Raw genomic sequence first — 14,306 nt, forward strand, 5'->3', positions numbered from 1 at the left:
TATGGACAGTTCGCAAAACAAAATTGCAGTAGTTGGAATGTGGTGTCGATTCCCCGGTGCAAATTCTCCTGCCGCTTTTTGGGAAAACCTCTGCTCGGGCAAGGTCACGATTCAGCGCCTAGAGCGTGAGGCCATGATCGCCGATGGCGTCGCACCTTCAGATCTGGACCATCCAGATTATGTCCCGTACCGAGGCCTTTTGGACGACGCGCTAATGTTCGACCCGGCTTCGTTCGGAATGTCTCCGGCTGAGGCAGCTCTTACCGATCCCCAGCACAGGCAGTTTCTCGAATGCGCCAGACTTGCTCTACAGGATGCTGGCATCGACGGCCGAGATCTTACGCGTACAGCCGTATTTGCCGCGCAAAGCCATAACGAATACAGAACAGCTTGCCTATCGGGTGCAAGCGAGATTGCTTCATTCAGCGCTGATGTACTCAACGGTGCAGCTCACCTGGCGACAAGCGTAGCCTATCGGCTTGGTGCGGAGGGCGCTGCACTGACAGTGCAGACGGCGTGCTCCAGCTCTCTCGTTGCGGTTCACCTGGCATGCCAGGCTTTACATGCGGGTGAATGCGACCTTGCAATCGTCGGCGGCGTTGCAATTGGGTGGCCGCAACATGTCGGATACAAATATGTGCCGGATGGAATTATGTCCCGTGACGGCCAATGTCGACCTTTCGACGCGGGTGCATCAGGCACGGTTCGCGGTGAAGGTGTCGGTATTCTGGTCTTGCAACGGTTATCGGACGCACAGGCCGCTGAGCGAGCCATACGCGCTGTTATCTGTGGCAGTGCAGTAAATAATGATGGCCGTCATCGCATGGGCTTCTCGACACCTTCGACGCAAGGCCAGGTTCGAGTTATTCGCCAAGCGTTCGAGAGGTCCACGGTGTCGGTGAGCGACATTTCTTATGTTGAAACTCACGGGACCGGGACCGCTGTCGGAGATGCGATCGAACTGGCTGCGCTATCCGAGGCGCTGCACTTGGACGATAGCCCTGAGCATCGTGTCTATCTAGGTAGCGTAAAAGCCAACATCGGACATCTTGATGCGGCTGCCGGAATCGCGGGGATGATCAAGCTTATCCTGCAGTTGCAGCATCGGAAAATAGTGCCGCAAGCAGCGTTTGAGCGATTGCATGACGAGAGTCGCCGCCACCAGGAACAGTTCTCTTTTGCAGAAAAGGTTGTTCCCTGGACGAGTGTGGGAGCCCTTACTGCTGCTATCAGCTCGTTCGGCCTCGGGGGAACAAATGCCCATCTGATCATTCAAAGTCAACCAGAGGACCGCAGCCAGTCGAATCCATTGGAGAGTGATGCGTGGCCGGTGGTTGTGCCCTTAGTCAGCACTGACGAAAAGACTTTGCGTGCTCGATACGCATCGTTATGCAAGCGCGCTGCAACGCTTGGTCTACGTTACGTTGATGTGGCTTTTACCTTGGCGAGCCATAGCAATGGAGTAGGCGCGCGCGCCGCTATCTTCGTTTCTTCTGTCGATGCAGTTCGAGTAATTGATCCAACCACCGTAGTCGCTTTCTCACTGGTCGAACGCGAGCGGCTTGGCACTCTGTTTGTTTTCGGTGAACTGCGAGGGGCCGCAGCTGTTGCCCGTGATCTCAGCCGATGCTTCCCCGTTTTCCGGCGCAATCTAGCGGCAATCGTTTCAAGAGTAGGGCGCTCCGAAGGTACTGCGAATACGGTGGGGGAACATACGACTGCTCTGCCATCGCAAGATCGTTTGGCGGGTCTCTGTGTACAAGTCGCCCTTGCTCGCACTCTGGCGGCAATGGGCGTTCCTGTTCTTCGAGTCGCTGGTTATGGTTTCGGTGAGGCCGCGGCTGCTTGCGTAAGCGGTGCATTAACCTTGGACGTTGCAGCCGCATTGGTGTTGGCCGAATCTGCCAGCGAACTCCAAGACGCGCTGGAAATGGCACAAATACGCGAGGGTATCAGTTGGTACTCCGCAACTCTTGCGCGGCATACCTCGTCAGATGACCTGCACAACAGTGATTTCTGGCACGTGGTGTTCGAAGAGGATGATGATGCTGTGGGGACCTTAATGTCTGAGACGGGCAGTGTGATGCACGTCATTGTTGGTGCGATAGCGACTAAGGTGAGCTTGTCGATTGAGACGCCTCATATCCACTTCATTGACACAGTTGATCAACGGGCATCGGCGCACATGACACGCGCCATCGGGCAAGCATGGTGTTTAGGCGCCACTATCAATTGGCCATTAGTCTTTGAAGGGCAGCAAGCACATGATTATGCAAGCGAGCTACTTGAGGACCGGAGAAGGGCCTACTATCCGCCTGCTATGGTTCGTGTGCAGCAAGCGACCGCGGTTACCGCACCCTCCGAATTGACTCAAGTTTCCAAGCCGGTCCCTGCAGAAATGCGAGCTTATGCGAAGCAGGCGTTTTGCGATGCGCTTCAGCTTGAAGACATTGATATAGACACTAACTTTTTCGAACTGGGTGGATGCTCGCTTACCGCACTCGATGTACTTGAGCGTGTCAATGGCGTAGCCGAAGTGCGCATCTCCCTGCGTGAGTTCTTGCATGAGCCAACAATCCGCTCGCTTGAATTGCTGTTAGTGCGGAATAGCGAAGAGATGGACGGCGCTTTATCGGTCGACACGATCACCTCTTCAGCGCTTGCCTCACCTGCTAGACCTGTTGAGTTTGGTCTTGCAGCAACTGCACATACAGACTCAATGGGAAATGCTGTCCACGAGCACCTCCCGCGATTCAGTGTGTTTTTCTTCTCTGGAGAGACCTCTCAGCACGCACAGCCAAACTTATATGGGCTTGTACTCGATGCCGCTCGCTTGGCCGATGAAAGCGATTTTGAGGCGATATGGATTCCAGAGAGGCACTTTCACCGATTCGGCGGGCTCTTCCCAGCTCCCGCTGTGTTAGCCAGTGCGATTGCGGCTATAACACATCGCGTAAAAATCAGAGCCGGCAGCATTGTGTTGCCGCTGCATAATCCAGTCGAAATCGCAGAGCAGTGGTCCGTTGTCGACAATATTTCTAATGGACGCATAGGCCTGGCTCTTGCCCCGGGCTTTCATCCAACCGATTTCGTGCTCAATCCGACGCGTTATGAAAAACGACGAGAGCATTTCGCGGACAGCACTCGAGTGTTGCGCGCAATGTGGCGTGGTGAGCCTTATAACGGAATAAACGGCTTAGGGGAAAATGAGAACGTCACCGTGCTACCGCGGCCTGTTCAAAGCGAGCTTCCTGTGTGGATTACTGCTGCCGACAGCGAGTCGAGTTTTGAGAGTGCAGGTGCCAGCGGATCCAACGTATTGACTGCAATGTTGTCATTGGACCTTGATGGGTTGCGTCAACGCATTGCCATCTATCGCAAAGCGCTTAATGGCCGTCCTGGGCGAGTCACGGTCATGTTGCACACCTTTGTGCATCAAGATCCGACGGTTGTAGCGCAGATCGGCGCAGGGGCTCTCTATGAATATCTGGATACGCATCTGGACTTTGCTTCCGCGCGAGTAAGCTACGAGAGAGTGCGTGGTTTGGCTGCAGCCGATCGCGGCGCCCTGGTCGACCATGCAGTGGGCCGTTATCTGAACGGCGGCTCACTTATTGGGACACCGTCTCACTGTGAAGCGATGGCTCGATCACTAAAAGAAATTGGCGTGGACGAGATTGCATGTCTGGTCGACTTTGGTGTTCCTCGAGAGCACGTACTGCCTTCACTTGTCGAGGTGGCTTCAATGCAGGCTAAGTTGAATGTACAGCGGTGACCTCTCCGAAATGACTCCGCACTCTCTCCGGACGATGGCGACGGATAATGCGACGATCCCGGTTGCTGGTTTGTATCCTACTTCAGCTGCCCAAAAGCGCATGTGGTATATGTCTCAATTGTCGCCGGATGATCCACACTATAACGTTACTTTGGCAATGCGGCTGAGCTTCGACTTGAACCAAGACGTTCTTGCAGAATCATTACGCCAACTGGTAGCGCGCCATGAAATCCTTCGCACGAGCTATCCCATCGTCGCAGGCGTGGCTTGGCAAAAAGTCTCTCCACCCGAAAAATGGAATTTGGAGTGGATGGGAAGTATTGAGGTCCCCGAGGAACAACGCCTCAAGCGCTGCGAAGTGTTGGGCGCGGAAATTGCGTCATTACATATTGATCTTGAACATGGTGCCGTTTTTCGTGCGTTTCTTTGGTCTTTGGGGCCGTCAGATTATCTCTTGATTCTCTTGACCCATCACATTGCTGTTGACCAGCGAACGATAAATACGCTCTGTGAAGAACTCGACGTTTTATATCGAGCATGCAACGGAGAACGTCATGAACAGTTACCCGTAGCAACACAATACCGGGAGTACGTTGATTTTGAGCGATCTAGGTTCGAGCGTGACCGCCAGCGGTTAGTCGAGTATTGGCATCAGCAACTCATAGGCGAGTTCCCCATGCTAGAACTTCCCTATCTCTGCGCTCCAACAGATCCGAGACGCGACCGGCGTGGTGCAGAGTACCCCATCGAATTACCACCTTCTGCCGTGAATCGATTTCGTGCGTGGTGTCGTCGGCATCGGTTGACCGAGTTCGGCGGCATACTGTGCATCTGGTCGATCTTGCTGCACTCGGTGTCGGGGGGACGCCAGTTATTGCTGGGCACGACGACAGCTTTCCGTGAGCAGCGGCGTTTTGGTCGAGCATTAGGGTGTTTTATCAACACATTAGCAATCCGTATTGATTTTGGAGCGGGCGCGACAATCAATAGCATGGCAGCGCATGTGCGCGAGCAGCTTCTCGATGCCTTTGATCATAGTGCATTTACGTATGAGCGCCTTGTGGAGCAGGCACGAAAATCCAATCCAGCTTTAGGCGAGGATCTCATCAATGCGTATTTACAATTTCAACCGCGGTCAATAGCTGTTGCTCATCAAGCAGGTGGACGGTTCGCCCCAAATTTAAATGTTTTCAATGGGCGGGCAAAATTTCCTCTGATGCTGAACATTTCTGACCGTGGAGACGTATTCACAGGACATTTCGAATACGAAGTCGATGCCTTTAAACAGGAAACGATCGCCACGCTTGCGTCGGACTTCTACACCCTGATAGAAAAAATTGACGAAGAGGGTGATAAATTACCAGAGGGGCACTTTCCGACGGCCGTGATGCGTACGATGGCTATCGATACTCAAAGAACGAATCTGAATGAGCAGGCTCAGATTTCAGAGGCGTTGGTAGAGCAACGACCGTTCGATGATGTAGATCATCGTCTCGCCGACATTTGGTATGACTTGCTCCGTCTTCGGCCATTGAGTTGGAAAGACGACTTTATGTTAATGGGGGGGTATTCTTTACTTCTGACGCAACTCTCCTGGCGAATCCAGCAAGATCTTGGGGCCCGGATTCCGCTCAAGGAGTTGCGTCAAAACACCCGGATGGAGCAAATGTCTGCATGTGTTCGTCGCTCGGCCGTTGCTTCCCCTGTCGTGATATCTCGACCTTCAGCAGATAGCCTCCACGTCGGGGACATTTCTGTTCGCTTGGAACTTGGAGTCTGGACAAGAGATTCTCTTGCTGCCCGTATTGCAAGCGTGAATAGTGTGCGCTCTGGGAGCGGTAATCGCCTATGGCTGGCGGCGGAGTCATTTATGGGGACGCCTGTCAGTCTAAAGTCATCTGGATTTTCGGCCGGTGATACCAGCTTATCTCTATCTCTCGGCGCACTAGACTCTGAAGCGCTTGCAGCGATAGCGATTGCGATGGCCGATGCCAAGGACATGACATCATTTGTTCGGCGTTTTCAAGCGTTGCGCGCTAGGGCTCTCGCAGATGATCAGCGGCGCAACACTATGTCAATATTGCAACAAGCGATAGAGCGCAACATGTTGGTTCTGATCGCAGGCGACCTAGATGAAAAGTCTGACCTTGCTGAGGGAAATTCGAGTCTTGGTTTGTGTACGGGAGACATTGCTGTTTTTAGAAACCGCGCAAATACCTCACATCAGACATATGACGTGGGGATCCTATTCGTGGATCGTACCCAGGCGTATGTATTGCAATCCGTAATAGACTATGAACATTTGCCCGAAGGCAAGTCCGGCGTCAACGTCTTCTATGACACCGAACAACGGTGCGCGCAACTTGGTGTCGGCTTGCGTCGACGCCGTAAAAAAAATGCGGCTACATTCGCTGTTGGTACCCGCACTGCATACGCACTTGAATCAGGTGTGCCTGCATCGCTGAAAGAGTGTTTGCTAGAGGACAGTACGGTATTGTCAGCCGTACTTCGATTGCCAGAGAAAAATGATTATGAGCCATAAACGTCTTACGATAGCGGTCATCTCTCCTGCGGGGATACCTGATCCAGCGGGCCTGGAGCAAGGACTGTCTCTTATACGTAGTTGGGGGCATGAAGTTATAACCGGCCCTCACGTCGGAGCAAAGTGGCGATATATGGCGGGAGATAACGATCAGCGCTCCGCCGATTTGCGATGGGCCTTCGAAACCACCGGCATCGATGTGGTATGGATTGCTCGAGGAGGATTTGGGGTTCAGCATTGTCTCAAGGCCTTGCCTGTGGGTATGAATGATGATCGGATAGTCATTGGTTGTTCAGATGCGACAGCACTGCTGCATTACTTGTCTCTCCAGGGGCATACGCGGCTTGTACACGGGCCGATGATTGATACGCTAGCATCTGGCGTGACCGATGAAACGAGAGCCCGTGTACGGCATATTTTGACTGGTAACTTTCATGGCGAAATGCCTGTGAGCTCATCAAACCAGGCCGCGCTTGAAGGGAAGCTGATAGGTGGAAATCTGACAATGCTCGCGAGCATGTGCGGCACTCCTCAGCAAATCAACACTCGAGGAGCCATTCTCATGCTTGAGGATGTTACAGAACATGCGTTTCGCTTGGATCGCATGGTCCTTCAATTGCGTGACAGCGGTGCTCTGGACGGGGTTAAAGCTATCGTGCTGGGCGAATATGTACGGTGCTATTTACCGGCCGGTGCTGACTACACGGCGGACGAATTGATGGAGAATTTATTACAACCTCTAGGTGTTCGTGTAGTGAGAGGCGCGGGTTTTGGTCATGGGCGAGATAACTATGCCTGGCCATACGGCCATAACGCCCAGTTGCAAGGAGGTCGACTTGTCTTCTAATTCTCATTTACAAGAGGTTATTGGCGGTATCCCATGCGCCGTTTCGCTGGGTGATCTCATTAGTCGGCAAGAGATCGAAGACCTGCTCTTTGAATTCTCCGAATTGCCTCCAGGTCAGCGATTGGCGGTTTGGGCTGAGCGGTTAATTGGTACGCCGTTTGAGTTTGAAAGCAACCTTCCTATCCTTTCGGAGGACATGTTGCGCGTGAACTTGGCCAATCTGGATTGCATCACTTTTATTTACGTTGTCATTGCTCTGAGCCGCGCGGACTCATTCGAGCAATTCGTAAGGCAACTTAAAGTGCTGCGTTACGATGTACCCGACGTTGAGGCCGCGTCAGGTCGTCATGCGGCTTCAGGTTCATTTCTTCACTTTGTTGAGGAGTCGTTGCTCGAACGGGCGATCGAGCAAGGTTGGCTTACCGACGTCACCTCAACACTTGTAACGGCGGAATGCATTATTCCGATGGCAGTCGATCTTCGTGTCATTCGTCGACCCGCGGCTTTTGATTTTCGTGAGCAGCTTGTAGCACCTGTACGTGGCGAGCGCGCCATCAGTCACACATTCATTCGTGCCGTAGATTTGCAAAAAATGGATGTCAAACTGCTTCAAGATGGCGACATTATTGTATTTGCTAAGGATCCTACAACAGCGCAAGGGGATCTTCGTCATATCTTGGTCAGGCATCTTGGGATTGTAAAGAAGCAAGCCGGCGCCGCATACTTTATTCACTCCTCCAGACATTTTGCTCGACGTGAGCACGCTACGAACGAAGCTCGACCTTCACATACCGGCATTTTCTATGACGATGACCGGCGTTGCGAACAGCTGGGTGTCGACTTCTGTGGCGCCTATGCAGGTGACGAATACATTATCAAAAAAGACTCGGATACCTACTTTGCGATGGACATGTCTCGTCTGCGCACGGTGCAGGAGTATGCTGAATCCAATTTCACCGGAATAAAGGTTTTACGCCTTCTCCCGAAACCCAAAAACGCATAGCTGATACAGCTGATACAGTGCATTACTGCTCGGCTAAAAAAATTTAAGCCTACTCGGCAACTTTGGGTGTCGCGTTTTATGCGCGGGACAAGAGAAATATGAGTAAGAAAAGTGCGGTGATCTTTTTTCTAATAAGCGCTTTAGCGGCGGTGATCATCTTCGGAGAGTATACCGAGACGGCGGTCGCCACGGGAGTAGCTGAACCTGAAGGAGGATATGTTTCTGTTGTTGCCGAACAAAGCGGAACGATTATTCGGTTAATAACTGAGGAGGGCTCCAGCATCAATGCCAACACAGCGCTGGCTGAAGTGGCGCCGCAGCGGTTAGGGGCAGACGGCAACGACTTCAGTAAAATGACGATCGAGATATTGCGACAACAACGGGATCTCATCTTAGAGAAAATTAAGCAAGTAGACTCTCGCTTAACTCAGAAAAAGCAGTGGTTAAGCGAACGGTTGAGGATGAACGATCATCAGACCGATGAAGCCCGCATCGGCTTGAAGTCGTTGGAGCCTGCTGTGGTTCAAGCAAAGGACATGATTGAGCGTTACCGCGAGCTAGAGCGTGAGGGGTTTGTGTCGCATACGGTCGTTTCTGAAAAGCTCTCTGATTTCACGACACTGCAGTCACGGGTACTTACCGCGACTCAACAGGTTCAGCAACTAGAACGTCAGAATGTAGAGTTGCGCGTGGAGAGTGCTGATTTCGAGCAGCAGGCCAATAGCGATAAACTGTCCTTTCAAATGGAACTCGAGAAAACTAACCAGGCGATCGAGCTAGCTAAGTTTCAGAGTAACTCTCTGGTTACGGCAGGGGTGGGGGGGCGTGTTGTCGTCTCTAGTGTTCGGCTAGGGCAATATGTCAACCGTGGTGACAGCCTCTTTATGGTGGCGCCCGAAGGCGCAAAAATATCTGTACGCCTTAATGTACCCGCTGAAGCCACCGCTCGCTTGGAGGTTGGTCAGCACGTCAAACTTCGCTACGCGGCATTTCCCTATCAAAAATATGGAATTCAGACGGGAAACATAACGAGTATTTCAGGGGCGCCCGTTCAAACTGATGCAAATGGTCATGAGCGTCCAGCGATTCGTGGGTTCTATCGGGTGATCGTACATCCGGATGTGCAGGCTATTCGTCAAGATGGTCTTGATCTCCCTATTCCAGCAGGCACGCCGGTTGATGCCAATATTGAAATCGCCAACGAATGGATTGTTGATTGGGTTTATTCGATTTTCGTTAGGAAGTGATAATTAATATGCGAAGCAATGAATATACAAATATACATTTTTGCGCGCAAAAAGTGGCCATTCAGGATGACGTTGACTGGTGTTTGGATTTTATTGCAGAACATTATCGCTGTGAAATGAATCATGTCACTCCGGATTCGGTTGGTGAAAAGGCAGAAGGTGTGTACGAAAAGGCACGCCAGCGTGGATTGGTGGCTCAGTCTCATAATGCAGTACTGGATGAATTGCCTTTACTTCAGTCGCCGACATTGGTTCGGCAGATTGATGGTCGCTTCATCGTGATGGTTGCTCGCGGTAAACAGGGTGCGATGTTCGTTACATCGTCAGGTTCGGAGGCGGAGCATATTAAATGGGACGATTTGGCGAAGATATTTTCCGGTGTCGTCGTAAAGGTTTCGCCTATGGGCTATACGCGTCCGCCTAAAAAAGTAAGGGTCCCATTGAGCAGGCTAACCGGGAATCTAGGTGATTTGACAGGGGCCACAATCCGTATTGGAGTGTTGGCGGTAGGGATTGAACTATGCTTGATTGTGTCTCCTCTGTTCATGAAGTTAGTTCTTGATCGAGTACTGCCGGCCGTAGATGGGCCACTTTTGGCCACCTCTGCTATATTTTTTTTTATACTGGTTGCGTTGCAGATGTTGTTACACGATGTTCGCAGCCAAGCGTTGATAAAGTTTAGCCAGCGCATAAACTTGCGCTGGCTGAGCAACCTCTTTACGCACCTTGTCCGTTTACCGATCAGTTTTTTTGAGCAACGCTCAGTAGGAGATGTCGCCTCCAAGTTTTGGTCAGTTGCGCACATACAGCGTACCCTGGCGGTCGGTTTTATCGAAGGTGCTCTTGACGGTTTGATGGCATTGGTTACTGCACTGGTCCTGGTCGTTATTGTTCCTCAGTTAGCAGGATTGCCTGCGGCAGCCCTACTGTTCTACATCATCCTGCGTTGGCGCTGTTTAAAACGGCAGAGAAAGGCGGAGCATGAACGTTCCCAATATTCAGTCGTCCAGCAGTCTCACATTTGGGAAACTATTTCGGGTATCCAGTCTGTTAAGCTATTCCAGAGAGAGAACAACCGGCTGGAGGGCTGGTTGGCGCACGTTTCTCAACTGTTTGATGGAGATAGAAGTTACCAAGAGGTTGAGGCAAGTTTGAGAACGAATTTTACAGCGCTGATGGCTATCGAGCGGGTAATAGTTATAGCGCTAGGTGCCTGGATGACGATGCAGCAAACGATCACTATTGCTCAACTAATAGTGTTTCTAGCCTATAACGAGCTTTTTCTTAATCGCTCCTTCACGTTAACTAATAAGTTGGCCGAGATAGCCTTGCTTGATGGACATCGTGACAAGGTGGCGGACATCGCTTTACACGAGCCCGAGGCGTCGGTCGCGAAAGAGGATAGCTTTGATATTCAGGGCGGCTCTGCAAGTATTGAATTTCGTAATGTTTATTTCAGTCATCCTGGCAGCAGAACCCACGTGTTAGAAGATTTTTCGTTGAAAATCCACCCCGGGGAGTGTGTTGCATTTACGGGGCCGTCGGGTTGTGGAAAGACAACGTTGCTACGCCTTATGCTAGGGCTGGCAGTGCCGCAAAGAGGGCAGATCTTGATCGCAGGGTGTGACTTACATAAGCTGAGTCCAGCAGACTATAGGTCAAATTTGGCGACAGTGATGCAGGAAGATCGTCTGTTCACAGGAAGTATTCTCGAAAATATTACTTTCTTCGAAAAGTACTATGATATGGAGTACGTCATCGAGGTGGCTCGTGCCGTAGATATTTACGATGACGTTGTAAAGCTTTCTGAAGGTTTGCAGACAAAGATAAAGGACAGTGGCTCGATTTTGTCGTCGGGTCAACGACAGAGGATTTTGCTTGCTCGTGCACTTTATAGACGTCCTAAATTTCTATTTCTCGACGAGGCGACAAGTCACCTGGATCCGACGCGAGAACGTCATTTTACTGAGCGACTAACAGCGCTTGATATCACTCGAATTATTGTTTCGCATCACCAACAACCACTGACGGCGGCAAATCGAGTATTTCATTACAGTGATGGGCGTTTTGTTGAGTCTGAAGGTCAACGCCGCTCATCTGTGGTTTCCAATTCAATGGCAGGGCCTAGTGAAGTATGAATGGCATGTATTTATCCCCGGATAAGCAAGGCGTCGTTCTTGCACGTGACAATCAAAGGTGCGTCGTCTGCGAAGGCACGGCAGATGAGGTGTGTTCTATACTCGATCTTCGTCTTTGGGACACATTTACATTTGATGCCCACAATTGGGTGTCTCTATGCGCCACCCATGCGGCCGCCGTAAAAAATGGATTGTTTCATCCCGCTGAATTAAGAAGTTTAGCCCGTATTGACTCGATACTCGTGCCCGCGCAGTGCTATCAAACCTTCACTTATGATCGTTGGGGAAATCAGATTCTCAGCAGTGGGGAGCGAGTCAGAGGTGAGCTCTTTCATGCTTCGGACGTCCAGGATATTTTGGCGAAAACGGGGAAGAGCGATAGCTTTGTACAATGGGCAAAATACCCTCGCACATTCCTTCTTCCTTGGGTGGATGCGGTCTCCGAGGGCGATAGAATAATGACCGACACGAAGGCGCTACACGGCAAAAGAGTCATCGTTACCGAGAAAATGGACGGCGAGAATATTACGATTTATCGCGACTATTTTCATGGTCGGAGTGTCGACGGCCCATCTCATCCTAGTCGGAATTGGTTAAGAGAGTTTTTGAATCAATTATCCATTCGTATCCCTACGGGCGTCAGGGTCTGTGGAGAGTATTTGTTTGCACGTCACGCTATAGAATATCGCGATCTGGAAAGTTATTTTCTCAGTTTTTCTGCTTGGACGGCACTTGATGAGTGCTTGTCGTGGGATGATTCAGTGCAACTGTTCTCGCGACTGGGAGTCTCTACTGTCCCTGTGCTATATGATGGGGTGTTTGAGCAACAGGCAATACACGAGGCCTGGCGTGAGCAGTGCTCACCGCAGAGTGAGGGTTATATAGTTAGGAGCGCGGACGCTATTAGGCCTGATCGCTTCCGGCATCTGTGTGGAAAATTTATCCGGAGTGATTATACGCAAGCCGATGCTATTCAACTCAATCGGCGTGAAGGGCGCCCCGTTGTCCCTAATGGTTTGCTTTCACCGACTTTGCTTGATCCTTCTTGACTGTTTAGGCTTGAATCAAGAATTCATTACATTTAATTGGTGGCGTATCTATCATGAGTTTCTATATTGCGGTTGATGCAGGATTTACCAATACCAGAGTTGCGGTAGTAAAAAGTGGGGAGGTTATAGCTTACGCCACCTCGGTGTTGGAGCCGAAGTCGAATTGACCCAGTTGCCGATATGTGGCTGCCCCATTCGTCTCCTCGCAAAAACATTGCCTTTGCTGAATTTTGGCAGATTGGAGGTGGGTCAGACTTGCGTCAACACGTGGGGCAATTTGGCGTTGGCGCCAACAGGCTAGTGAACCTCATCTCTCAATTCTGATGCTTGCCGAAGTCCCCCGTTCAAGTTATTACTCCCAGCTCCTCAGTTACCGTCCGCCTGATGTAGGACTGATTCGGTTGCGCGATCGGATAAGCGAGGTGTTCTCACAAAATCGTATTGCTGCCGGCAGCTGCAGCGAAGTTACTCACGACTAAAAGTCCATTCCTTGTGACGCATCCGACGAAAATTACACGAACGCTATCCTGACACGACAAAAAGTCCAGGCTTTGTGTCTTAAGACAGTTCTTATAGCTAAAAAATGGGCAAATAGTCCAAGAATGATGTCGGTGCGGGCATCTGTATTATTCATTACGTTCAACGTATTATTAATTGAGTTTCGATTTTATAATGTCGTATAACATTCTATTATCAGACCTAATATACCGGGAGATAGTCCATGGCAGTAGGGGTGCCAGAAAACGAGGTATTTGCTGCCGCGGACGCGGTGTTGGCTCGCGGCGAACGGCCAACGGTCGAACGCGTGCGCCTGGAACTCGGGCGCGGCAGCCCGGCGCGGGTTGGCGGCCTGCTCGATCAATGGTGGGCGCGCCTGGCCGAACGGCTGAACGGTGAGACACGTCTGCCAGCGTTGCCAGCCGAAGTGGCGCAGGCCTTTGTTGCCATCTGGCAGCAGGCGATTCATCTGGCGCAAGGCGTCGCCGAGCAGTCCCTGGACCAGCATCGCCAGGTGCTGGCCGCCGAGCGCGAGCGCGTGGCCGTGATTGAAGGCCAGGCGCGCCAGGATGCGGCGCAGTTTCGGCAGCAGACGGCAGAGGCTCTGGCTGGGCGGCAGACAGCAGAAACTCGGTTGGCTGATTTGGACCAACTGCTGGCCCAGCGCCGGGCGCAGATCGAGGACCTGCAGCAACAACGTGGCGCCTTGCAACTGGACCGCGACGCCTTGCAACAGCAGTTGCAGGCTCTGCAAGCCGAGCTGCACGACACCCAGCACCAGGCCGAGCACGCACGGCTGGAGCAGGATGCCTACGTGCGGGGCGTCGAGGACCGTGGCTACCGCGAAATTGATCGGGCACGCGAGGAGAGCAAGACACATCAGGTTGAACGCCGAGAGCTACAGCGCCAGCTCGACCAACTGCAGCAACGATTGGAGCAAGACCGTCATGCCTTGAGCGAGACGCAGCGACAGGCAGCCGCTCAGCAAGCGCGGGCCGAAGTGGCAGCGGAGCAGGGCGAGCAACAGCTGCAAGCGCTTGAAGGCCGCCTGCATGCCACGCAGCAAGCGCTTGACGCAGTGCGGCATACGGCCGTGGCCCAACAGGCGCGTGCTGACACGCTGGAGCAGCAACTGGCCCAGCAGCAGGCGCCGAACCCGCGCAAGCCCAGAATCAAGAAAGGGTGAAGTGTTGGGGCGCGAATTCTT

8 protein-coding genes are annotated in these 14,306 nt (G+C 52.0%); all 8 read left to right on the plus strand.

Going from position 1 to position 14,306, the window contains the following annotated elements; genetic code table 11:
* Position 1 precedes the first annotated feature (1 nt).
* The 8 genes from RHM69_RS04825 (at position 2) to RHM69_RS04860 (ending at position 14,285) form a co-directional block, all read left to right on the plus strand.
* Complete coding sequence (locus RHM69_RS04825) at positions 2-3,775, plus strand: MupA/Atu3671 family FMN-dependent luciferase-like monooxygenase (RefSeq protein WP_074059239.1); 3,774 nt, start codon at positions 2-4, stop codon at positions 3,773-3,775.
* Positions 3,762-6,317: a condensation domain-containing protein gene (locus tag RHM69_RS04830; RefSeq protein WP_019819761.1), complete on the plus strand. Its 2,556-nt coding sequence runs from the start codon at positions 3,762-3,764 to the stop codon at positions 6,315-6,317. Before RHM69_RS04825 ends, RHM69_RS04830 begins: the two co-directional genes overlap by 14 nt.
* Positions 6,307-7,164, plus strand: coding sequence for a S66 peptidase family protein (locus RHM69_RS04835; protein ID WP_032873860.1), 858 nt, complete (start codon positions 6,307-6,309; stop codon positions 7,162-7,164). The genes RHM69_RS04830 and RHM69_RS04835 overlap by 11 nt, the downstream gene beginning before the upstream one ends.
* Positions 7,154-8,167, plus strand: coding sequence for an N-acetylmuramoyl-L-alanine amidase-like domain-containing protein (locus RHM69_RS04840; protein WP_019819757.1), 1,014 nt, complete (start codon positions 7,154-7,156; stop codon positions 8,165-8,167). Before RHM69_RS04835 ends, RHM69_RS04840 begins: the two co-directional genes overlap by 11 nt.
* 98 nt (positions 8,168-8,265) lie before the next feature.
* A complete protein-coding gene (locus tag RHM69_RS04845; protein WP_019819755.1) occupies positions 8,266-9,414 on the plus strand; it encodes an HlyD family secretion protein in 1,149 nt (382 codons plus the stop codon).
* 8 nt (positions 9,415-9,422) lie between these two features.
* Entirely contained in the window at positions 9,423-11,552 is a 2,130-nt protein-coding gene (locus RHM69_RS04850) for a peptidase domain-containing ABC transporter (protein WP_019819753.1), read from the plus strand.
* A gap of 5 nt (positions 11,553-11,557) precedes the next feature.
* Positions 11,558-12,601 carry an RNA ligase family protein gene (locus tag RHM69_RS04855; protein ID WP_177324619.1) on the plus strand — a complete coding sequence of 348 codons (1,044 nt, stop codon included), beginning with the start codon at positions 11,558-11,560 and terminating at the stop codon, positions 12,599-12,601.
* 721 nt (positions 12,602-13,322) lie between these two features.
* Positions 13,323-14,285 carry a DNA-binding protein gene (locus RHM69_RS04860; protein WP_019819740.1) on the plus strand — a complete coding sequence of 321 codons (963 nt, stop codon included), beginning with the start codon at positions 13,323-13,325 and terminating at the stop codon, positions 14,283-14,285.
* The last annotated feature ends 21 nt before the right edge of the window (positions 14,286-14,306 follow it).

Origin of the sequence: Pseudomonas sp. CCI1.1 (genome assembly GCF_034348165.1) — a bacterium.
Lineage (GTDB): Bacteria > Pseudomonadota > Gammaproteobacteria > Pseudomonadales > Pseudomonadaceae > Aquipseudomonas > Aquipseudomonas paracarnis.

Bases quoted from the DNA above. Each gene is read 5' to 3' on its own strand.
- RHM69_RS04860 (WP_019819740.1), top strand. From the start codon at position 13,323: ATGGCAGTAGGGGTGCCAGAAAACGAGGTATTTGCTGCCGCGGACGCG.
- RHM69_RS04830 (WP_019819761.1), top strand. From the start codon at position 3,762: ATGTACAGCGGTGACCTCTCCGAAATGACTCCGCACTCTCTCCGGACG.
- RHM69_RS04845 (WP_019819755.1), top strand. From the start codon at position 8,266: ATGAGTAAGAAAAGTGCGGTGATCTTTTTTCTAATAAGCGCTTTAGCG.
- RHM69_RS04855 (WP_177324619.1), top strand. From the start codon at position 11,558: ATGTATTTATCCCCGGATAAGCAAGGCGTCGTTCTTGCACGTGACAAT.
- RHM69_RS04835 (WP_032873860.1), top strand. From the start codon at position 6,307: ATGAGCCATAAACGTCTTACGATAGCGGTCATCTCTCCTGCGGGGATA.
- RHM69_RS04850 (WP_019819753.1), top strand. From the start codon at position 9,423: ATGCGAAGCAATGAATATACAAATATACATTTTTGCGCGCAAAAAGTG.
- RHM69_RS04825 (WP_074059239.1), top strand. From the start codon at position 2: ATGGACAGTTCGCAAAACAAAATTGCAGTAGTTGGAATGTGGTGTCGA.